Here is a 21,660-nt window from a genome sequence, read left to right as displayed (position 1 = left end):
GCTATGACCTCGCGCGGGGCGCGGCCATCGGAGAAGAAATGTTTCACGGGTGTAATACCTGCTAAAGTATTTGGGTGAGCGATACAACTACCCGGTCCCGGCAGCCCTCGGTCCGCAGACTCCCGCTGGCCGCCCCACTGCGTCTCGCCCGGCCCTCGGACATGTGGTTCAAACCGGCGCTGAGCGTGGTCGTCGCCACCGCCGTACCGGATCTGCTGCTGTTCGCCGTCGACCGGCTCGACCTCGTGATGTACACGATGGCCGGTTCGCTCTGCGCGCTCTACGGCCACGGTCTGCCGTACGCCCGGCGCGCCCGCGCGGTCGCCGGAGTCGTCGTGTCCATGGCCATCGGCCTGGCGATAGCCCTGGTCGCGGCCTCGCTGACCGGGTCGACCGCCGTACTCATCGCGGTGGGAGCGCTGCTCGCCGCGGCGCAGAAGACGCTCTGCGACGCCACCCGTATCGGTCCGCCCGGACCGGTGATCTTCACCTTCGTCACCTCCGCCGCGCTCTTCGCCCCGCAGCACCTCGGCCAGGTGCCCGGCCATCTCGCGCTGACCCTGGCCGCCGGCGCGATCGCCTGGCTGGTCACGGCCGGCCCCGCGCTCCTGCGCCGCGAGGGCCCGGAGCGCCGGGCGACGGCCCGCGCCCTGGACGCCGCCGCCGGGTACCTCGCCGACCCGGGCCACCGCACCCGGCACACCGCGGCCGCCACCGTGCACGCGGCCTGGCAGACCCTGCTCGCCGCCGGACGCCCCACACCCGTGCGCCGGGACCTCGAACGCCTGGTCGTGCACGCCGAAGCCGCCTTCACCACAGGCACCCCCGGCACCGGCCCGGCGGCCCCCGACCCGGAACAGCTCCGCGCCTGGGCCCGGCAGACCCGCGCCCGCGGTCCCGTCCCCACCCCGCCGCCCGCCCCGGGCACGACCGAGGAACTGTTCGGCATCGACGCCGAACGGGCCGCCCGGCGGAGCGGAAGCCGTCGCGAGGCCCGCCGCGCGCTGCTGCGCAGCCTCGCCCCGGGATCCCCGCTGCTGCCCATCGGCGCCCGCGCGCTCCTCGGCTGCGCCCTGGCCGGGTACGTCTCCCAGGCGGTCGGAGTCGGGCGCCCCTACTGGGCGATCGTCACCGCCGCCTCCCTGTACCAGGCCAATGTGACCCTGTCCTGGAACCGGGCCCTCCAGCGCACTCTCGGCAATCTGCTCGGCGTCCTCGTCTTCGCCGCCGTCCTCCCGGTCAGCCGCACCGGACCGCTGGCCCTCATCGGCTTCTGCCTCTTCTTCGGCTTCGCGGCCGAGGCGCTGATCACCCGCAACTACTGGCTCGGCTCCGTCGCCGTCACCCCGATGGCCCTGCTGGTGCTGGAGTTCGGCGGCACCCACCCGGCGGGTGAACTCGTCGGCGACCGGGTCCTGGACACCGTCATCGGCGCCGGGGTGGGCATACTCGCCGCCGTGCTGGTCACCAACCGCCGCGCCGCCGGACGCCTGGAGAGGGCGCTCGCCGCCACCGACCTGGCCCGCGCCCACGTCGTACACGCGCTGGCCGCCCCGCAGCCCACGCCCGCCGCGCTCGACGCCGCCCGCCGCAGGCTGACCGGCTCGCTCGTCGAACTGCGCGAGGCGGACGACACGGCCGCGGGCGAGTGGTGGCAGCGCGCGCTGCCCCAGGAGCGGGTCCTCGCGGCCGAGCAGGCCGGACACCGTACGCTCGCCGCGACAGCAATACGGCGGGGGCCGATCGCCCGCGCCCCGGAGAACGGAGCGCTGTGACCGACGACATCGTCGCCTCGGTGGTACGGCAGTGGCAGGCCGTCAACCCGGAACTGGACACCGGACCGATGGAACTCATCGGCCGGATCAACCGCTGCGCCGCCCTGCTCCAGCAGGCGGAGGACGCCCCGCTGCGCGCCGCCGGACTGACCCGAGCCGAGTTCGACCTGCTCGGCGCCGTACGCCGCACCGACCGCGAACTCACCCCCGGCGAACTGGCCAGGGAGACCTTCTCGTCCGGCGCCGCCGTCACCAAACGGCTGCGGATCCTCCAGGAACGCGGCCTCGTCGACCGCCGCGGCGACGACCGCGACCGCCGGGTCAACCACATCCGCCTCACCGAGGAGGGGCGCGCGCTGGTGGACATGCTGCTGCCCCGGCAGCTCGCCTACGAGCGCACGGTGCTCTCCGGTCTCGACGAGCAGTCGCGCGCCCGGCTCAGTGCCCAGCTCAGCGAGCTGCTGGTGCAACTGGAGGGACGCATCGGCGGCGTCCGGCACTGAGCATGGGGGGCAGGCCCCCCCCGGGGGGGGCGGCTCCGACGGCCCCGGAAAAACCCCGTGCGGATTCCCGTACGCCGTTGCTAACGTCCACCGCATGAAGCGCGCTGCCATGACGACGACGCCGGAGAGTGTCCCGGCGCGCTGACAGCTGTGCAGTGAGAAGCCCCGGGGCGAGTGCCCCGGGGCTTTTTTCCTGCGGTCACCCGCCCGACGACGCGAGGAGACCGCCATGCACGACCACCGCAAGCTCGGCCGCGAGCTGGACCTGTTCGACACCGACCCGCTGATCGGCGCGGGACTGCCGTACTGGCTGCCCGACGGCGCCGCCGTGCGCCACACCCTGGAGGAGTACATCCGCACCGCCGAACGGCGGGCCGGCTACCGGCACGTGTACTCGCCGGTGCTCGGCAAACGAGAGCTGTACGAGATCTCCGGGCACTGGTCGCACTACAGCGACGACATGTTCCCGCCGATGGACCTGGGCGGGGAACAGGTCGTGCTGCGGCCGAGTCTGTGTCCGCACCACGCCGTCATCTACCGCTCCCGCTCCCACAGTTACCGCGAACTGCCGCTGCGCATGGCCGAGCTGGGCGGCATGTACCGCTCCGAGCTGTCCGGAGTGCTCGGCGGGCTGACCCGGGTGCGCTCAATCCAGCTGAACGACGCGCACATCTTCTGCACCCCGGACCAGGTCGCCGAGGAGGCACGGGCCGCCCTGGAGATGATCGGCGCGGCGTACCGGGCACTGGGCATCAGCGCGGCCCGCTACCGGCTCTCCCTCCCCGGACCGGGCGGGAAGTACGTCGACGATCCCGGGATGTGGCGGAAGTCCACCGCTCTGCTGACCGAGGTGCTCGACAGCTCCGGGGTGCCCTACGAGGCCGCCGAGGGGGAGGCCGCGTTCTACGGCCCCAAGATCGATGTCCAGGTGGCCGACGGCGCCGGGCGCGAGTCCACCCTCTCCACCGTCCAGATCGACTTCCATCAGCCGGACCGGTTCGACCTGCACTACATCGGCGCAGACGGGGCGAAACACCGGCCGGTCATGATCCATCGCAGCATCGTCGGCAGTGTGGAGCGGGCCGTCGCCCAGCTGATCGAGGTGCACGGCGGGGCCTTCCCCGCCTGGCTGGCCCCCACCCAGCTGGCGATCATCCCGATCTCCGTCGCCGAACTCCCCGACGCCGAGGCGCTCGCCCGGCAGTGCGCCGAACTGGGGCTGCGGGCCGAGATCGCCGGACCGGAACGCGGCACCCTCTCGGCCCGCGTCCGGGAGGCCCGGCTGGTGCCCTGCCAGGCGGTCGTCGGAGCGAGGGAGGCCGCCGAGGGGCAGGTCGCCCTGCGCCTGCGCGACGGAAGCCGGCCGGCGTCGCGGCCCGCGGAAGAGGCCCTCGCACGGATCGCCGCCCTGGTGGAAGCACACGCCGTCGAACTCCGGCTGTAGGCGCCGCCGGCAGCGGACCGCCGGAACCGGGCGCCGGAGCGGGACGGCACGCTCCGGCGGTCCGCTCCGGCGCACCCGCACCCGCACCCGTGTTCACCGGGCCGGAACCACTTGGTCCGTGTCCAGCAGCGCGGCGGACGAGCGGAGTTCTCCGGCCAGGCGGACGAGTGTCGCGTCGTCCCCGCGATCGGCGGGTGCCGAGGCCATCAGGGCGAGCCGGTCCCGCCAGCTCGACCCCGCCAGCGGCACGGCCACGGTGTGCATGCCCCGGACCGACTCCCCGCGGCTGAGCGCGTATCCGAGGGAGCGGATCTCCTGGAGCTCGGCGAGCAGCGCGGAGCGCGAGGCGAGGGCGTCCGGCGTGGCCGCGGGCAGCTCCTCGCGCGGATAGAGGGCGCAGACCTGCTCCGGCGCCATCCGGGAGAGCAGCAGCTTCCCGCCGGACGTGGCGTGGGCGGGGTGTGTACTGCCGGGCTGCGGCATCACCCGTACCGGCAGGGGGGACTCGCGGGCGTCGGTGACGATGATCCGGTCGCCGCTCAGCGCCGTGCACTGCACCGTCTCGCCGGTGCGCAGCACCGCGTCCTTCAGCACTGCCGCGAGCCGTTCGCGGACGGCCGGGCCGAACCCCGCCGGGCGGCCGAGCCGGACCAGCTCCGGGCCGGCCGAGTAGCCCCGGCCGGAGAAGTCCCGGATCGCGAAGCCGCGTCCTTCCAGCGTGCTGAGCACCCGGTGCGCGGTGGAACGGCCGACGCGGAGCAGCTCGGCGGCCTCGGAGACGGTGAGCGTGTCATGGGTGAGGAAGAGCTGCATCAACCGGAGCCCGGTGTCCAGCGATTCGATCGTGTAGCTCCGATTCGGTCCCATGATGCGCCGGTTCCCCTTCGCTCGAATGTGCTCCTTTCGATGCAGTTCGATCACCTGTGCGTCTGTCCCGTGCTGAGGGACGGAAGTGAGTGACCAACCGGACCGAAATCCCTGAACTTCCTTGTTCCGAGCCTACGTTGTCCCGCGCCCCGGTACGACCGACTCCCGGCACCGGCGGATTGCCTCGCCTGTCACTCCCTGTGCACGCCTGACGGCGGTGCGTGCAAAAACTCGTGAGTGTATTACCGCTGGAGCGCTCGCGCAGGGGGTTGGGTGAATGTGCCGAAGCACTGATTCGATCTGACTAAGCTCACGCGCAGTGAAGTCGAGTTGATATGAATTCGAGCGCTTGTTCCCGACTGTCCTGCAAGCGTGCATACCTCCCGAATCAACCGCCAGAGGTCTTAGATGGTTCGTGTTGAATCACCGCCGATCGACCGAGAATCCTCCGTCGCTCGTGCCGTGTTCCTGCCCGTGCTCCTGATGGGCGGCGCCACCGCCGCCGCGGCGGCACTGGTCTCCACGGCCGCGCGGATACCAGTCGTCTGGTGCGGTGCCGTCGCCACCGTCGTGGTCGCCGCCCTGAGTGTCCAACTCACCCGCCGGGCGCGCGACCTGCGTACCCAGCGCGCGGTGTACGAACGCCGCTTCGCCGACCTGGAACGGCGCATCGCCACCCATGACGACGAGACCGTGCGGATCAGCAAGGAGCTGCTGCCGGCCGCCATCCACCGGCTGCGCGTGGGCAATTCGCCCGAAGAGGTGCTCCGCGACGTCGTCGACGCGGACGAGATGTACCGGGACCTGCCCGACGCCCAGCGCACCCTCGTCTACACGGTGCTGCACATCATCGACAACGAGGAGGCGATGCGCGACTCCGCGCAGCGCGCCTTCGTCAACGTCGCCCGGCGCGTCCAGGCGATCGTCCACCGCCAGGCGAGTGAACTGCGCGAGATGGAGGAGCACCACGGGCGCAACCCCGATGTCTTCGACGACCTGCTCCGCATCGACCACGGCACCGCACTGATCGGCCGGCTCGCCGACTCCATCGCGGTGCTCGGCGGTGCCCGGCCCAGCCGCCAGTGGCCCAAACCCGTACCGCTGTTCAGCGTGTTGCGCGGCGCCATGTCGCGGATCCTGGAGTACCCCAGGGTCGACCTGCACTCGATCGCCAAGGTCGCCATCATCGGCACCGCCGTCGAGCCGCTCATCCACGCCTGCGCCGAACTCCTCGACAACGCCACCCGGTACTCGCCCCCGCAGACCCGGGTGCACGTCACCGCCGTCGAGGTACAGACCGGCATCGCCATCGAGATCGAGGACGGCGGCGTCTCGCTCAGCGAGGAGGCCCGCTCGCGGGCCGAGAACATGCTCGCCAGGGCCCAGGCCGGCTCCAACATGAACGACCTCGGCGAGTCCCCGCGACTCGGCATGGCCGTCGTCGGCCGGCTCTCGCGGATGTACGACCTCCAGGTCTCCCTGCGGCAGTCCGCCTACGGCGGTGTCCGCGCCGTGCTCATCGTGCCCCGCGCCATGATCACCACCGGACCCGCTCCCGGCATCGCCCACGGCATCGGCGCCACGTCGAGGCCCACCAGCGACATCGACCAGGAGGCCATGAAGCACGTCGTGCCGGCCCGCCGCAAGCCTCGTACCCCCGTGGCCCAGCGGCCCGCCACCGGGCCGGTCGCCCCCGCCACCCGGCCGGTCCTGCCCCCCGCCGCCATGGAGGACGACATCCCCGTGGTGACCGAATGGACCGCGGGCGGACTTCCGCAGCGCCGCAGCCGCGGCCGGGCACCGCTCGGCTCGCACAACCTCCCGGCCCAGCCCGCCGAACCCGCCGCAGGCCGGCACAACGGCCACACCAATGGCCACGGACACGGTCCCGGCGGTGAGGGCGGCGGCAAGGAGCAGCCTCCCGGGCTCTGGCTGGAGGCCTTCACCAACGCGGTCAACGGCGTGCCGCAGGACCCCAAGACCGACGAAGACTCTGACGATGCGTGGGACAAGGGAGACCTGAAGTGATCCAGCAGCGGGGAAACATGGACTGGATGCTCAAGGAACTGGCCGACGACGTACCGGACATCCACCAGATCGTGGTGCTCTCCGCCGACGGTCTGCGCATCGCCCGGCACGGCGGCGACCCCGATGTCGCCGACCGCCTCGCGGCGGCCTGCGCCGGACTGCAGAGCCTGGCCGCCGCCGTCGCCTCCGAAATCCCCTACAGCGACGGGCTCATGAAGCTGGTCGTCATCGAGGTCACCGGCGGCTTCTTCTACCTGATGGCCGCCGGAACGGGCGCGTACCTCGCGGTGCTCGCCGGTGAGACGGTCGACGCGGGGCTCGTCGGATCGCGGATGCGTGACATGGTCGTCAGGATCGGTGCCCACCTGACGAGCCCGCCGCGCCACGACGGGCAGGCCGGATGAACTCTCCCCGACGAGAACGCCGAAAAGCCGATCCGGCTCTGAGCGATCCGGAACGGCTGTACGTGATCACCGGCGATCCCGACGGCAGCGAGCGGGCGCAGCTCGACCTGGTCACGATGATCGTCGCGCAGGCACAGCCGACGCCGACGGTCCAACCCGAGCAGGCCGTGATCCTGCGGCTGTGCCAGGCACCGTTATCCGTCGCCGAGATCTCGGCATACCTCGGTCTGCCCTTCAGCGTGGTGACCTCGCTCCTCACCGAACTCCTCGCTGCCGGACTCATCGAATCGCGCGCACCCATCGTCCGCGCCACCCTCCCGGACAGGTCCCTTCTCGAAGCGGTGATGCATGGACTTCAGAAGCTCTGACACGATCACCGGCCCCCGGCGCGAGGACGTCCTTCCCACCACGGCGACAGCCGCGGTGAAGGTCGTGATCGTCGGCGGGTTCGGGGTCGGCAAGACGACCATGGTCGGATCCGTCAGCGAGATCCGGCCGCTGACCACCGAAGAGACCATGACCCAGGCCGGCGTCGGCGTGGACGACAACTTCGGGGTGGAGAGCAAGACCGCCACCACCGTCGCCATGGACTTCGGCCGGATCTCCATCAGTGAGGAGCTGATCCTCTATCTCTTCGGCACCCCGGGCCAGGAACGGTTCTGGTTCCTGTGGAACGGCCTGTTCGAAGGAGCCCTCGGCGCGGTGGTCCTCGTCGACACCCGCCGCCTCGAAGTCAGCTTCGACGTCATCGGGAGACTGGAGGAGCGCGGCGTGCCGTTCGTCGTCGCCGTCAACACCTTCCCCGGCGCCCCGCAGCACCCCGTCGAGGCGCTGCGGACCGCACTCGACCTCCCCGACGAGGTTCCGATGATCGACTGCGACGCCCGACTGCGCGGCTCCAGCCGCGACGTGCTGATGACTCTGATGCGCTATCTGCACAGTCTGGCCCTCCCGCTCGCCTGACCGCAGAACCAACCCCCTCGCGCATCCCCATCCGTCCGGTACTTGGCCTGATCCCTGGAGCGATCGTGACAACCCCATTCCACTACGAGCCCGGAGCGGCCCCCGGGCCGGTTCCGCCCCCCGGATGCCCGGCGCACGGCCTCGGCGTCGGCCCCGGCGGACTCCGCCGGTTCTACGGCCCGGAGGCCGAGCGGGACCCCCACGGGCTCTACGACAAGCTGCGAGCCGAACACGGCACCGTGGCCCCCGTGTTGCTGCACGGGGACGTACCCGCATGGCTGGTCCTCGGACACAGCGAGAACCTGCACATGACCCGTACCCCCTCGCAGTTCTCCCGCGACTCCCGGCGGTGGCGGGCGCTGCAGGACGGCAGCGTCGCCCCGGACCACCCGCTGGCCCCGATCTTCACCTGGCAGCCGATCTGCGCGTTCGCCGACGGGGCCACCCATGAGCGGCTGCGCGGCGCGGTCACCGACAGCATGGGCCGGATCGACACCCGCGGCGTCCGCCGCCACGTCAACCGCTACAGCAACCGGCTCGTCAACGACTTCTGCCAGCAGGGCCGGGTCGACCTGGTCAGCCAGTTCGCCGAGCGGCTGCCGATGATGGTGATGTGCGCGATCCTCGGCATGCCCGAGGAGTACAACGACCGGATGGTCCAGGCCGCCCGCGACATGACCCGCGGCACGGCGACCGCCGTCGCGAGCAACGCCTATGTGCTGGACGCGCTGACCCGGCTCGTCCAGCGCCGCCGGCGCGAACCCGCCGAAGACTTCGCCACCTGGCTCGTCGAACACCCCGCCGGGCTGAACGACCAGGAGGTCAGCGAGCACCTCCGGCTGGTCCTCATCGCCTCCTACGAGGCGACCGCCAACCTGATCGCCAACGTCCTGCGGATGGTGCTCACCGACCCCCGATTCAGGGCCAGGCTCAGCGGTGGTCACATGACGGTCCCCGAAGCGGTCGAGCAGACGCTCTGGGACGAGCCGCCGTTCACCGCGGTCTTCGGCCGCTGGGCGGTCGGCGACACCGAGCTCGGCGGCAAGCAGATCAAGGCCGGCGACGCGCTGATCGTCGGCATCGCGCCGGCCAACACCGACCCGGTGGTCCGCCCCGATCTGGGCGACGACATGGCGGGCAACCGTGCCCACCTCGCGTTCAGCGGCGGCCCCCACGAATGCCCCGGGCAGGACATCGGGCGAGCCATCGCGGACGTCGGTGTCGACGCCCTGCTGATGCGCCTGCCCGACCTCGAACTCGCCGTCGAGGAGAGCGAGCTGAGCTGGGTCGGCAACATCATGGGCCGGCACCTGGTGGAGCTGCCGGCCGACTTCGCCTCCCGCCCGCCGCAGGACGACAAGGAACCGCCCTCCATGGGCAGGCCCAATACGCCGCGCCAGGACTGGGAGGTGCAGTCGACCGTCCGGCACACCGCGCCCACACCCGGCCGGGTCACGGCCACCGCCCCGTTGAGCGCGACGCCCACGGCCACCGCCGTCGACGAATCCGGGAGCCCGGCCGCCGGCCCTTCCGCCGTCGGAGGAATCCCGCAGCAGCGCGGCGAATCCGCACCGGCGAGGCTCTGGCGGGCCGTCTCCCGGTGGTGGAGCGGCAACTGACCCGACACGCCCCCCGGGAGCGGGAGCGGCAACGGCGTCCGGCCCGGTGACCGAGGACTTTCGCGTCCACGGCAACCGGGCCGCACGCTGCCGGGGCCCCGGACCGGTCCCGCCCCCGTACCATGCACAAGCGTGAAGCTGACAATTCTGGGCGGCGGCGGATTCCGGGTACCACTCGTGTACGGGGCGCTGCTCGCCGATCACGCCGAAGGCCGCGTCGACGCGGTCACCCTCTACGACACCGACGCCGACCGGCTCACCGCCGTGGCCCGGGTGCTCGGCGAACAGGCCGCCGGTGTCCCGGACGCCCCCGCCGTCACCGCCACCACCGACCTCGACGAAGCACTGCGCGGCGCCGACTTCGTCTTCTCGGCGATCCGCGTCGGCGGCCTCGAAGGCCGGGCGGCCGACGAACGGGTCGCCCTCGACGAAGGCGTACTCGGCCAGGAAACGGTCGGCGCGGGCGGCATCGCGTACGGACTGCGCACCGTCCCCGTGGCCGTCGGCCTCGCACAGCGCATCGCGCGGCTCGCCCCCGAGGCCTGGGTCATCAACTTCACCAACCCGGCAGGCCTGGTCACCGAGGCCATGTCCCACTACCTGGGCGACCGGGTCATCGGCATCTGCGACTCCCCGGTGGGCCTCGGCCGCCGCATCGCCCGGGTGCTCGGTGCCGACCCCGACCGGGCCCGGATCGACTACGTCGGGCTCAACCACCTGGGCTGGGTGCGAGGACTGTACGTCGACGGGCGCGACGAACTCCCGAGGCTGCTCGCCGACCCGGAACTCCTCGGCTCCTTCGAGGAGGGCAGACTCTTCGGCACCGACTGGCTGCGGTCGCTGGGCGCCGTCCCCAACGAATACCTGCACTACTACTACTTCAACCGGGAAGCGGTCCGTGCCTACCAGGACGCCGAACAGACCCGCGGCGCCTTCCTGCGGGAGCAGCAGGAGGGCTTCTACGCCCGGATGAAGGACCCCGCCACCCCCGCCCTGTCCGCCTGGGACCGCACCCGCGCCGAGCGCGAGGCCACCTACATGTCGGAGAACAGGGAGGTCGCCGGGGTGGGGGAGCGGGAGGAGAGCGATCTGGAGTCCGGCGGCTACGAGCAGGTGGCGCTCGCCCTGATGCGGGCCGTCGCCCGCAACGAACGGACCTCGCTCATCCTCAACGTCCGCAACCGCACCACGCTCCCGGTGCTCGACGCGGACGCCGTCATCGAGGTGCCGTGCCTGGTCGACGCCAACGGTGCCCACCCCGTCGCCGTCGATCCGCTCCCGTACCACGCCGTCGGGCTGGTCACCGCGGTCAAGGCGGTCGAGCGCGCGGTGCTGGACGCGGCGGCGAGCGGATCCCGCGCCACCGCGGTGAAGGCCTTCGCGCTGCACCCGCTGGTCGACTCGGTGACCGTGGCCGGACGCCTTGTCGACGGCTACCTCAAGGTCCATCCCCAACTCGCCTATCTGAACCGCCCGTAGGTACTACCCGGACACGGTCCATGGTTTCCCGGGTGTCCCGGACTCCGTTTCGCAGAAGCGGAGTTCGCTGCTGACCAGGAGGTGGAGCTGGGCGTCCAGCCACGCCCGGGAACGGGCCGCGAGGGCTTCCCCGGCCGGCAGGGCCCCGTCCGCCGGCGCCTCGGTGAAGGCACGCAGCAGCGTCGCGGCACGGGTCAGGCCGGTGCGGGACAACGCGGTCGCCGCCTCGTCGATCCGGGCGAGGGCGGGGATGCCGAGATGGCGCAGCCCGCTGTGCGGCACCGCCGACATCGCGGATATCGCCTCCTCCAGCGCCGCGGTCAGCGGATCGGACGGCCGCCGCACCACCGCGGCCAGGGCCGCGGAGCCGTCACCGGCGGCGAGATCCGGCACGACCGGCCCCGCCGGGGTGAGCAACCCGAGCGGATCGATCCGCACCCCACCACCGGACCGGTGCAGCGAACCGCTGATGTGCGTGGCGCCGCCCTCCAGGGCGTCGGCCAGGGCGTCCAGCGCACCGGGGCACTCCGGCCGGTACTCCGACGCCACCAGCGCCCGGCCCCCCGCCGCATCCCGCACCACGGCTTCCAGGCGCTGCTCGGCGGGGTCGTAACCGACGCTCTCCACCTCGGACAGTTCGACGACATGGACCGCCTCCGCCTCGACCCGGGGCCGGATCAGCCGCGGCGGCCTGTTGTTCCAGCCTGCGGCCAGTGCGGTCACGTCCCGTACCAGCAGGGGCTTGGGCAGTTCGGTCCAGGCCGCGCCCACGGGGGTGACGGTCGTCGTGCCGAGCCTGCCCCGGGACACCGTCAGCGCACGGCTCGGGGTGCGCCGGACGCTCTCGCTGACCAGGCTTCCGGTGGCCAGTGAGGCCAGTGTGGTGCCCAGGACACGACGGGTGGCCAGCCGGTGGGCGGACAGCTCCTTGCCCTCGGCGGCCGTCCAGGCCTTGCGCAGCACGAGGACGGTGCCCGCGCCGGGGTGGGCGAAGTACACCTCGGAGGTCAGGGACTGCCCGGTGCCGTGGACGCGGCAGCCGAGGGAGACCAGCCGGACCCGGCGCAGCGGGGTGTCCCCGGCCTCGCGGGTGCCGAGCACGCCGGGATGCGCGGCGGCCCGCCGCCGGGCGTGTACCTCGGTGAGCAGGGCGGCGACCGACTCCGGGCGGTACTGGGCGGTGCGGTCGGCGTACGCGGTGAGCTGGTCCGCCAGCTCGGTGATCGCGCCCGCGGGCCAGTGCATCGACCGGGCGGTCAGCGCGGCGCCGGCGCGGGCGAGGGCTCCGCCGTGTACCGGGCCGACATGGGCCACGCCCTCCGCCAGCAGTTCGCCGGCCGGCCCGAGGGCCGCGTCGAGCGCGGGCAGCGCCGCGGACGGTGCGGCGGCCCGGCCGCCGACCTGGACGGGTACGGAACGCTCGTCGGTGTCCGTGGCGTCGGCGGCCCGGAACGCCCAGACCGCCAGGGCCACCACCTCACCTCGCAGCGCGGCGGCCGCGTCCGTCAACGCGTGGGCGATCCCGCCGGGCACCGGGAAACGCACCGTGCAGGTGGGGAGCTCGACCCGGGGCTCGGGACGATCGGGGGTCGGACGGTGTACGAGAGCGGCGTAGCCCCGGTCGAGGGTGCGCCGCGCCGAGGCGACCGGGCGGGTGCCGACCGCGCCGGTGAGCGCGGCGTCGTCGGTGCTGCCCGGGGACCAGTCGGTGAACGCGGCGGGGGAGCCGGCCGGATCGGCCCCGGCGCCGCGCTGATGGGCCAGCACCAGGGCGATGAGATGGCGGCACACGCCCGGTGCGGCGCAGCTGCAGTCGCCCTCGTCCAGGCCGGTGCCGGGCGGCAGCGCCGAGGTGGTGCCGTCGCCGAACCTGGCCCGCACCGTGGTGTCCGGATCGGTCGTGAGCACGGGCACCGTCCCCGCGTCCAGCTCCTTCGTGGCGCGCTTGACCAGGCCCCGGTTGGCGAGCGCCGCGAGCGTCTGCGGGGTGAGGGCGAGCAGATCGGGGCGCACGGCGGCGCCGGTCCCCGCGGCGGTCATGGGCTCGGTCATCGGCCCAGCCTCTCGGCGACGAACTCGGCGAGCCGGCCGGGCGTCATCGCCCCGATGTGCGCCCCCGCCGCCGCGAGCTTCCCGGCCGTCACCCGGTCGTAGTCCGGGTCGGCGTCCTCGTCGAGCGCGGCCAGTCCCAGCACGGTCGAGCCCTGCTCCACCAGCCCCCGCACCGCCCGCACCAGCCGGTACGGGTCACCGCCCTCGTAGAAGTCGGTGATCAGCGCGACCACGGTACGGCGCGGGTTCTCCACCAGGCCCGCGCCGTACTCCACGGCTCGTGCGATGTCGGTGCCGCCGCCCAGCTGGACCCGCATCAGCAACTCCACCGGATCGGTCACGTCCGAGGTCAGGTCCACCACCTGGGTGTCGAAGGCGACCAGGTGTGTCTTGAGGCCGGGCAGGCCCCACAGACACGCGGCGGTCACCGCGGAGTGGATGACCGATCCGGCCATCGAGCCCGACTGGTCGACCAGCAGGATCAGTTGCCACTGCGTCACATGGCGTCGGGTGCGGGAGTGGAAGTGGGCGCGCTCGATGAGCAGGCGTCGTTCGTCCGGCTGGTAGTGGGCGAGGTTGGCCTTCACGGTCTGCCGGAAGTCGAAGTCCCTCGCCAACGGCACCCGGCTGGGCCGGCGGGAGCGGGTGCCGTGGAACGCCCGGCGGATCTCCGGCTGGAGTCTGGCCATGAGCTGTCTCACCACCGACTCGACGATGCGCCGGGCCAGCCGCAGCACCTGCGGGTTCATCAGATGCCTGGTACGCAGCACGGCACGCAGCAGCGTCTGGCTGGGCTCGACCCGCTCCAGCACCGCGGGGTCGGTGACGATCTCCTGGATGCCGTACTTCTCGACGGCGTCCCGTTCCAGCCGCTCGACGGTCTCCTTCGGGAAGAGCCGGTGGATGTCGTCGAGCCAGTCGACCGCGGTCACCGCGGACGGCCCGTCGCCGCCCGTCCGGGGGGTCGAGCCGGAGCGGCGCATCCCGCGCCGGGTGAGGTCGGGGTCGCGGCCGTAGAGCCAGTCGAGCGCGGCGTCCCGGCCGGCGTCGGCCGGACCCGGCTGACCGGTGTGCCGTTCGGCGGCGGCGCCGAGGACCAGCCGCCAGCGCTCCAGCCCCGCGTCGGGAGCCATGCCGGAACCCTCCTCGGGTCCGGGGCCGGGTCCGGGTACCCGGTCGGGCGCCTGTTCGGGCGTGGTCATGGGGTGGCATCCAGTTCGTAGCGGGTCAGCAGCCGGGACACGGACTCCTCCAGGGCGCGTGCCCGGGCGATCAGCAGGGGGTCCGCGGTGGTCCGAAGCAGGGAACGCGAGGAGCCGCGCACTCCGCGCCGTTCCAGCAGACGCGCGGCGATCCGGTCCCGCTCGCGCGGCGGGAAGAAGGTGAAGGCCTGCCGCAGCGCGGGCAGCCCCGACAGGAACTCCTCGTCGGACAACGCGCTGACCAGGCCGTCCAGCACATCGATCAGCGACTCGGACGCGCCGTCCGCTCCGCGGCCGTCGTCGTTGCCCACCGCGCCCGTCACCTCGTCGCGGGCGAGCGCGAACAGCCCGGCCAGCCAGTCGCCGAGCGCATCGGCACCGGACCTCGCCACCGCCCGCACCACTCGGGCCGGATCGCTGGACGCGCCGGGGGCCCCGGGGGCCCGGCCCAGGGACCGGGCCAGCCCGAACGCGGCCCCGCGCACATCGACCGGGGCCTGAGGGTCCTCGGCGATCCGCCGCGCGACTCCGGCCACCACCTCACGGGTGACGGGGAGCAACTCCGGCGCGTGCAGCACCGCGTCGCGCACCGCGACCACCGCCCGCAGCCGGGGGAAGTCCACCCCCGACGAGCCGCGCACACCCTCCAGGAGCCACAGCAGTTGCTCCGTCGCCCCGCCGATCACGGCGGCGAGCAGCGGACCGCGCGCCATGCCGAACACCCGGTCGTGCCGCCACAGCCCGAGAGCCGTGGCGAGTATCTCCCCGAGCGGGCCGGTGACCTGCAACTCGCCCACAGAGGAAGAGAGTTCTTCGAGCAGTTGCTCCGAGAAGCCGCCCATTCCGCACAGCACCGCGTCGAACAGCGCCCCCGCCGCACCGTCGGCCTCCGCCGGACCGCTCCGGGTCCGCTCGGTGAGGGCGACGGCGGCCGCCTCGGCCAGGGTGGCCCCGTACGCCCCCGCCTCCACCAGCGCGGCCTCGCGCCCCAGGACGGACTGCGCCTCCCAGCGCTCGGTGAACACCGGGTCGACGCCGTGCGTGGGACCGGCGGTCCGCACCTGGCCGGGGACACCCAGCACCCGCAACCGGTGGAGCACCCGGCTGCGTTCCAGGTCGGTGGCGTCCGTGAGATCGAGGCGGTACGTCGCCTCCGGGCCGCCGTCCAGCGCCAGCCCGGCGAGCTGCGCCGCCACGTCATGCACCAGGGGCGGCGCCGGAGTCCGCGGATGGAGCCGCCCCGTGCGGTCGCCGCCGCAGGCCGCGACCATCTCGACGACCGCGGGATGGGCCCCGGCCGTCAGCGAGCCCCGGCCGGTCCACGGCAGCGGCCGGTCCAGATCGTCCGTGATCAGAGCGCCCGCCAGGCCGTCCAGCACATCGATCCTGGCGGGGCTCGGATGGCCGCGCAGCGCCGTCAGCCCCTCGGCCAGGCTGCGGGCGGCGATCAGATCGGAGGTGGACACCGGGTATTTCCGGGCCCGCAGCCGTTCGACGACCACGCGCAGCAGGCCGTCCGCCGCGGCCTCGGGGCCCGCCTCCCACACCTGCTGGTAGTAGCCGGGGGACGGCATCCCCGACTGGTACCCGGCGAACGCGTCCAGCTTCCGGAAGGAGTACGGCACGAGGAAACTACCGGCCATGGCACCGTCCGGCGGGGCCGGCACCACCGGCCACCCGTCCGCGCCCCGCTCCCAGCCGTCGCCGTCCGCGCCGCCCCGCGCACCGGACGCGGTGAGCGCGCGGAGCGCCGGCTGGTGGAAACCGCCGGTGACCACCAGCACCGGCCGGTCACCGGCCGCCGCCACGGCAGCCCGCACCCACGCGGCCATGTACGACTCCCGCGCCCGGTCGCCGGCGTCGGCCTCCGCGTCACCGCGCACCAGTGCGAAGTACGCGTCGAGCCGTTCGGCGAGACCACTGTCCGGCTCCACCTCGAACAGGCGGTCCCACAGGGCGTCGGAGGAGTCCACCGCGAACCGCCGGCACAGCCGCTCCGTCGCCTCCGCGTATCGCGCCTCCGCGTCGGCGTAGCGGTTGGTGCGCTCGGCGAACGCCGGATGCCAGGCCGGCAGATCGATGAAGCGCACCCGCGCCCCGGCCGCCCGCCCCGCCCGCAGCGCCACCCACTCCGGCGAGTAGTCGCACAGCGGGGCCCAGGACGTCGAGGCCCGCTCTCCGTCGCGGTAGTGGCTGAACACCGCGACCGGCAGCTCGTGCCCGAGCAGCAGCTCGTCCAGCCGCCCGTTCATCTCGGCCGGACCCTCGATCAGCACCTGGGCGGGCCGGAGCTCCGTGACGGTCCGCTCGACGAGCCGTGCGCAGGCGGGGGAGTGGTGACGTACCCCCAGGAACACCGCGGACATCAGTCGGCCAGCAGATGGCGTGCGTCGTGCAGGGCCTTCCACTGCGGTCCGCGGCGCCGCGGCACCTGCTGCTCCAGATAGCGGCGCAGCCGGGCCAGGTCCTCCGGGCTGTCCTTCGCCGCGGTACCCGCCAGACAGGCCACCACGTCGGCGGCGCTGCCCGGCTCACCGCGCAGGAACCAGCCGCGCACCCCCACGGCGTGGGCGACCGACACGGCCTCCGCCGTACTCATCACCGCCGACGGGCGGTCCGAACCGGCACCGCCCTTCTCACCGGCTCCGGCGCGCAGCTCCCGGAACGTCCCGACCAGGACCTCCAGCACATCCCGGTCCGGCGGCGGCTCCACCCCGGAGCGCCGCAGCAGGGTGGTCACCTCGGCCTCGACCAGGGCCAGTTCGGTGTCCAGGTCGGGGATCGGGAAGACCGTCTCGAAGTTGAACCGCCGCTTGAGCGCGGCGCTCATCTCGTTGACGCCCCGGTCCCGGGTGTTGGCGGTGGCGATCACATTGAAGCCCTGCCGGGCGAAGACCATGCCGTCCGGCCCGGTCAGCTCGGGGACGGCCACCACCCGCTCGGAGAGCAGCGACAGCAGCGAGTCCTGCACCTCCAGCGGACAGCGGGTGATCTCCTCGAACCGGACGAGCCTGCCCTCCGCCATGCCGCGCAGCATCGGGGCCGGTACGAGCGAACGCATGGACGGCCCCTCGGCGACCAGCAACGCGTAGTTCCAGCCGTACTTGATCTGGTCCTCGGTGGTGGCCGCGCCGCCCTGCACCGTCAGTGTCGAGTCGCCGCTGACCGCGGCCGCGATCAGCTCGGAGAGCAGCGACTTGGCGGTGCCCGGCTCGCCGACCAGCATCAGCCCGCGGTTCGTCGCCAGCGTCACCAGGGCCCGGTCCACCAGCGAGGGGTTGCCGACGAACTTCCGGCCGATGCCGGTGTCCGCGTCACCGATGATGAACCGGCGCGCCGCACGCAGGCTCAGCTCCCAGCCCGGCGGACGCGGATCACGGTCGCCGGCGCGCAGTGCCGCAAGCTCCTCGGCGTACCGGACCTCGGCCGGGGGCCGCTGCACCGGCTCCGCCCCGCCGCCCGGCGCCCCGGCACGGGTCTCCTCCCGCGCGGTCACGACGCCACGTCCTCGGTGAGTTCGGCCAGGTCGTTCAGGAACTCGGACACGGCCACCGCGTCCAGGCCGGCGAAGCGGTGCCGATACTCGCCACGCCTCCAGTGATCGTCCGGCCGGTTGTCGAGCCAGACCGTTTCCAGGGTCTGGTCGGGGAACATGTCGACCACGCCGACCGCGATGCCCGGGTCCAGCGCGATCACGAGAAAGCAGTCGTCGCCCAGCCGCTTGGAGATCCAGCGCTCCACCCCGGCGTCCTGCGGCACCCCGCGCTCCCAGCCGCGCCGCTGCAGCCCGAGAACCTTCCCGATCGGAACCTTGAGCCCCTCGAACCGGGTGAGCCGGTACTCGTCGGTCTCCTTCTCGGAGAGCGCGAGCACCCCCCGCCCGAGCTGCGGGAACGGCTGCAGGATCTCGTAGTCGGCGAACAGCTCCGACCAGACGGCCAGTTCGTCACCGAGGTGCAGCGGGTGCGCGAGCCGCACCGTCGCGTCATCGGCCAGGACGAAGACGTCGTCCTCCGCGTCGGCGAACGTACGGTCCTCCGCGACGCGGAACGCGCTGCGCGTCCCGTCCTCCAGGTCGCTCAGCCACACCAGCCGGCGCACCAGGTGCCACAGCAGCGGATGGCCGACGAACAGCTCCTGGAACTCCTGCGCGGTCCAGGAACGTCCGGTCACCATCGCGGCCTCCAGACGCCGCACCTGATCGGAGGCGATCGTCCGGACGTCCTTCTTCAGTGCCATGAACCGCTTGCGCTCCGCAGGGGCGAGCTCCGCGTCGTCGCGGGCGCCCGGCTTCGGCAGGTCCTTGCGGCGCTTGCCGTCCCCGTCCAGCACATACGGTCGCAACTGCTCGTCGAATCCGACCGTGAACGAACGGGGACCGTAGTCGATGGCCGTCGAACCGTCGGTGTCCAGCCCGAGGTCGGGCACGAGGCGGTCGGAGAGCTGCTCGCCGGTCAGCCCCAGTCCTGCTGCCACCTCGGCGATCTTCTCCCCGGCCCGTACCTTGAGACCCTTGAACTTCACCCGCTGCGAGATGCCGTGCAGATGCAGCAGCGCCACATCGCTGCCGATGGCGGCCAGCACATCGAGGCCCTCGACGGCCCGGTGGTGCGCCGACTCACCGGGCCAGGACCGGATCACGGGAGTGAGCCGGCGGACCGTCTCGTCGTCACCGAGCAGCCCCAGCGCGTGCAGCGCCCACGACTCCTTCGCGGGCATGTTCTCCATCCGCCACTGCTCGAACAGGGCCCAGGCGAACTCCGCGAGCGAAGCGGGCTCGGCCGTCCCGGTCAGCGCGGCGACCCCCGGATACACCTCACCGGGCTTCGACAGCGCCAGCGTTATCAGGGCGTTGCGCACCGCCGCCACCGGCAGCGCACCGCCGGACCGGACCGCGATCTGCGGCAGCACGGAGGGCTCCGCCCAACCCGGCAGCACCGGCATCCTGGCGGGCAGCGCACGCTCCAGCGGATCGGCGGCCAGCAGTTCGTCCACCGCTGCCGCGGCCTGCGGACCGTACGTCCGGGCGGCCTCGCGCACCACCTCGTCGCCGTGCGTCGTGGCGATCGACGTCAGCGCCTGCTCGGCGGCGAGCCGCGCGGCGCCCGCCTTGCCCACGGCGGCCGGGACCAGGAGCGGCGCGGCCGCCACGCCGTGCCGGGCGAACCAGGCACGGGCGGTCGACGCGGTGGACTTCAGCCGGACCGCCCAGTCGGCCATGTGCCGGGCGACGTCCGCGTCGACGTACGGGAGGAACAGCGGGGCGAGCGCGCTCGGCTGCCTGGGAACGGCGCGCAGCAGCATCGGCAGCGCGGCCAGGCCGAAACGCGCGGCGATCGGCTTGAGGGTGTCCTCGCCGTCCCACAGATCGTCCGGATCCCAGGTGGCGAGCAGCGGGGCGACCACGTCCTCGTCGCCGTGCACGAACACCCACGCCGAGCGCAGATCACCGGGGGGCGACTCCTGGCGCAGCACGTCGATGTACTCGTGCATGTCGCCGTTGTCGCGGTTCTGCGTGTACCAGGAGGAGGTGGCCGCCCAGGCCTCCCGCTCCTCGGGCAGCCACTCCAGCACGGGCTCGGAGACCGCGGTCAGCCCGGTCACGGGCTTGGCCCTGACCGTGGTGCGGGGCCGGGACCACGGTGGAGCCGTCAGCACGGCAGGCAGGGCGTCCACCGGTGCGTCGGCGACCAGATCCACCGGGTTCAGCAGCGGCTCGATGATCTCCACGACCTCGGGGCCGAGATCGCCGAGCGCCAGTGACACCACGTCGCGGTGGGCACCGACATGACTCCGGAGCAGTTGCAGGGACCGGGACGCCGCTGCCGGACCGCTGGCCGCCCCGGCGGCGAGCAGCCGAACCGCCCGTACCGGATAGCGGCGCATGGCTTCGAGGAGCGAGGGGCGGACGTGCTTGGAGTCCGCATGCGCCAGCAGGCCGAGGAAGGCGTCGTCCGTCGGCAGCTCCACCAGGGCGCCGGCGGCGAGCTTCACGGTGTCCGAGTAGTAGTGGGTGCCGTCGAGCGTGTCGGCCAGCGCCGGAGCGATGGCGGGGCCGACGCCCTCCGCGACCGTGGCGATGGTGGCGACACCGAGGGTGTAGTCCGGGCGGTAGGGCAACAGCGCCATCTGGTCGGCCGAGTACAGCGAGCTGAACACCATGGCACGCAGCGTGCGGTCCTGCTCGGCGTGCACCGCCGGATCCGCGCAGAGCTCGTCGACCCAGCCGGTCTCGCTCGGGACCAGATAGCAGACGATGATCCTTCGCAGGGTGTCGGTGCGGCACTCGGCCAGTGCCTCGACCGCCGCCCGGTAGGTGGCTTCGTCGGCTGCCGCGAGCAGCGCACGGACCCGGTCGATCGGTGCTCGGTGGTGCCAGGCCCAGTACTGGTGGCGGGGGCCCGGGAGCGCCCTCAGCCGGGGCGCTCCCCGTGTGAGGCCGTTCTGCTGCCAGTCGGCGTCGACCGAGAACACTTCGGTCGCGGCCCGTGCGGCGAACGGGAGGCCGTAGCGCTCGGACCAGAAGTCCGCCCATCCGGAGGTGTCGATGATCGCGGTCAGCGCGGCCGCGCCGGCCGGACAGGGGGCTCCGTCGAGGTGCGCGCGCAGGGCTTCGGCCGCCGCGGTGTCCGAACGCGGCGAGTCCGCGAACTCCGCGATCCAGGCGGCGTCCTCCGTGAGCTTGGTCCCGATCGCCTCGAACGTCTCGCGCTTCGCCTTGGCCGGCCCGCGGCGCACTCCGCCGCGCCGGGGGTGCAGCACCCGCTTCCAGTTGTCGGGCAGGGTGAAGGTGTCCTCGTCGGGGAGAACGGTGGCGCTGCCGTCCGCGACGGTGTCGGAGGCGGTGGCGGCCTCCGCCGGAGCCGTACCGGTGACGGTCGTGGTGTCCGGGGCGGCGGGCGTCGAAGCGGACGCCCCGACCTCGCGGTACCCCTTCTTCTCCTTCTCCGCGATCGTCCTGACGACCTGGGCGGCGGCGGCCTCGGCCGACGGGTACTCCTTGGCCTGCGTACGGCCCTCGCTCCCGCACCGCCCGTAGCGCACCGTCACCACGGCGCCCTCGGCCTCGGTCTCCCAGAACTTCGACGCGGTGCCCTCGACATATTCCCAGCGGCGCACAGTTCCGCCCCCTTCCCGCCCGCAGCCCGCTCCGCAGCGGGCTTTTCGATCAGTGGTGCCACACTAGAACGGAGCACTGACAACGCAGCGTGACCGGGGTGACCTGCGGGCAGAACCGCAGGTCACGCGCCGACCGAGGCGCTTGTTCGCATCGCATCGCACGGCACGGCTCCGGACGGTGACGGTCCGGGGGGCGCCGTTTCGG

Annotated in this window: 15 protein-coding genes; 9 read left to right on the top strand and 6 right to left on the bottom strand. The window is 72.9% G+C overall.

Going from position 1 to position 21,660, the window contains the following annotated elements; translation table 11 throughout:
• Positions 1-74: 74 nt before the first annotated feature.
• The 3 genes from ACGF8B_RS26590 to thrS all read left to right on the top strand — a co-directional run bounded on the left by ACGF8B_RS26590 (position 75) and on the right by thrS (position 3,722).
• Positions 75-1,775 carry an FUSC family protein gene (locus ACGF8B_RS26590; protein ID WP_392743251.1) on the top strand — a complete coding sequence of 567 codons (1,701 nt, stop codon included), beginning with the start codon at positions 75-77 and terminating at the stop codon, positions 1,773-1,775.
• A complete protein-coding gene (locus ACGF8B_RS26585) occupies positions 1,772-2,278 on the top strand; it encodes a MarR family winged helix-turn-helix transcriptional regulator (RefSeq protein WP_392743248.1) in 507 nt (168 codons plus the stop codon). The genes ACGF8B_RS26590 and ACGF8B_RS26585 overlap by 4 nt, the downstream gene beginning before the upstream one ends.
• Before the next feature lie 193 nt (positions 2,279-2,471).
• A complete protein-coding gene (gene thrS, locus ACGF8B_RS26580; protein WP_392743829.1) occupies positions 2,472-3,722 on the top strand; it encodes a threonine--tRNA ligase in 1,251 nt (416 codons plus the stop codon).
• Positions 3,723-3,815: 93 nt separating this feature from the next.
• Here the strand turns inward: thrS and ACGF8B_RS26575 are convergent, their stop codons facing one another.
• Entirely contained in the window at positions 3,816-4,589 is a 774-nt protein-coding gene (locus ACGF8B_RS26575) for an IclR family transcriptional regulator (RefSeq protein WP_392743245.1), read from the bottom strand.
• A 408-nt stretch (positions 4,590-4,997) separates the two neighbouring features.
• On the opposite strand from ACGF8B_RS26575, the gene ACGF8B_RS26570 reads away from it, so the two are divergent.
• From ACGF8B_RS26570 to ACGF8B_RS26545, 6 genes are all read left to right on the top strand, one after another.
• Entirely contained in the window at positions 4,998-6,617 is a 1,620-nt protein-coding gene (locus tag ACGF8B_RS26570; protein ID WP_392743242.1) for a sensor histidine kinase, read from the top strand.
• A complete protein-coding gene (locus tag ACGF8B_RS26565; protein WP_384756677.1) occupies positions 6,614-7,021 on the top strand; it encodes a roadblock/LC7 domain-containing protein in 408 nt (135 codons plus the stop codon). The genes ACGF8B_RS26570 and ACGF8B_RS26565 overlap by 4 nt, the downstream gene beginning before the upstream one ends.
• On the top strand, positions 7,018-7,389 hold the full coding sequence (locus ACGF8B_RS26560) for a DUF742 domain-containing protein (RefSeq protein ID WP_259928340.1): 372 nt from the start codon (positions 7,018-7,020) through the stop codon (positions 7,387-7,389). The genes ACGF8B_RS26565 and ACGF8B_RS26560 overlap by 4 nt, the downstream gene beginning before the upstream one ends.
• Positions 7,370-7,984: an ATP/GTP-binding protein gene (locus ACGF8B_RS26555; RefSeq protein ID WP_266687419.1), complete on the top strand. Its 615-nt coding sequence runs from the start codon at positions 7,370-7,372 to the stop codon at positions 7,982-7,984. Before ACGF8B_RS26560 ends, ACGF8B_RS26555 begins: the two co-directional genes overlap by 20 nt.
• Before the next feature lie 65 nt (positions 7,985-8,049).
• Positions 8,050-9,603, top strand: a complete 1,554-nt coding sequence (locus tag ACGF8B_RS26550) for a cytochrome P450 (RefSeq protein WP_392743237.1) — start codon at positions 8,050-8,052, stop codon at positions 9,601-9,603.
• Between the two features lie 132 nt (positions 9,604-9,735).
• On the top strand, positions 9,736-11,082 hold the full coding sequence (locus tag ACGF8B_RS26545) for a 6-phospho-beta-glucosidase (protein WP_392743234.1): 1,347 nt from the start codon (positions 9,736-9,738) through the stop codon (positions 11,080-11,082).
• Between the two features lie 3 nt (positions 11,083-11,085).
• Here the strand turns inward: ACGF8B_RS26545 and ACGF8B_RS26540 are convergent, their stop codons facing one another.
• The 5 genes from ACGF8B_RS26540 to ACGF8B_RS26520 are packed head-to-tail and all read right to left on the bottom strand — an operon-like array spanning position 11,086 to position 21,455.
• Positions 11,086-13,134 (bottom strand): hypothetical protein, encoded by a 2,049-nt coding sequence (locus ACGF8B_RS26540; RefSeq protein ID WP_392743232.1) that lies wholly within the window; start codon positions 13,132-13,134, stop codon positions 11,086-11,088.
• Positions 13,131-14,336, bottom strand: coding sequence for a VWA domain-containing protein (locus ACGF8B_RS26535; RefSeq protein WP_392743229.1), 1,206 nt, complete (start codon positions 14,334-14,336; stop codon positions 13,131-13,133). Before ACGF8B_RS26535 ends, ACGF8B_RS26540 begins: the two co-directional genes overlap by 4 nt.
• Positions 14,333-16,702: a DUF5682 family protein gene (locus ACGF8B_RS26530; RefSeq protein WP_392743227.1), complete on the bottom strand. Its 2,370-nt coding sequence runs from the start codon at positions 16,700-16,702 to the stop codon at positions 14,333-14,335. The genes ACGF8B_RS26535 and ACGF8B_RS26530 overlap by 4 nt, the downstream gene beginning before the upstream one ends.
• The gene (locus tag ACGF8B_RS26525; protein ID WP_392743224.1) at positions 16,702-17,832 is read right to left on the bottom strand and encodes an AAA family ATPase; all 1,131 of its coding nucleotides are present in this window, start codon (positions 17,830-17,832) and stop codon (positions 16,702-16,704) included. The genes ACGF8B_RS26530 and ACGF8B_RS26525 overlap by 1 nt, the downstream gene beginning before the upstream one ends.
• Positions 17,829-21,455: a WGR and DUF4132 domain-containing protein gene (locus ACGF8B_RS26520; RefSeq protein WP_392743222.1), complete on the bottom strand. Its 3,627-nt coding sequence runs from the start codon at positions 21,453-21,455 to the stop codon at positions 17,829-17,831. The genes ACGF8B_RS26525 and ACGF8B_RS26520 overlap by 4 nt, the downstream gene beginning before the upstream one ends.
• Positions 21,456-21,660 lie beyond the last annotated feature (205 nt).

It is taken from the genome of Streptomyces sp. NPDC047917 (genome assembly GCF_043204345.1).
In the GTDB taxonomy this organism is placed as follows: Bacteria; Actinomycetota; Actinomycetes; order Streptomycetales; family Streptomycetaceae; genus Streptomyces; species Streptomyces sanglieri.
Note: the sequence above shows the minus strand (reverse complement) of the source record. Positions and strands in the feature narration are given on the sequence as shown.

What these genes read in the sequence shown, in the direction of transcription:
- ACGF8B_RS26575 (WP_392743245.1), bottom strand. Translation starts at nt 4,589, where the DNA reads ATGGGACCGAATCGGAGCTACACGATCGAATCGCTGGACACCGGGCTC.
- ACGF8B_RS26570 (WP_392743242.1), top strand. Translation starts at nt 4,998, where the DNA reads ATGGTTCGTGTTGAATCACCGCCGATCGACCGAGAATCCTCCGTCGCT.
- ACGF8B_RS26560 (WP_259928340.1), top strand. Translation starts at nt 7,018, where the DNA reads ATGAACTCTCCCCGACGAGAACGCCGAAAAGCCGATCCGGCTCTGAGC.
- ACGF8B_RS26555 (WP_266687419.1), top strand. Translation starts at nt 7,370, where the DNA reads ATGGACTTCAGAAGCTCTGACACGATCACCGGCCCCCGGCGCGAGGAC.
- ACGF8B_RS26540 (WP_392743232.1), bottom strand. Translation starts at nt 13,134, where the DNA reads ATGACCGAGCCCATGACCGCCGCGGGGACCGGCGCCGCCGTGCGCCCC.
- ACGF8B_RS26535 (WP_392743229.1), bottom strand. Translation starts at nt 14,336, where the DNA reads ATGACCACGCCCGAACAGGCGCCCGACCGGGTACCCGGACCCGGCCCC.
- ACGF8B_RS26530 (WP_392743227.1), bottom strand. Translation starts at nt 16,702, where the DNA reads ATGTCCGCGGTGTTCCTGGGGGTACGTCACCACTCCCCCGCCTGCGCA.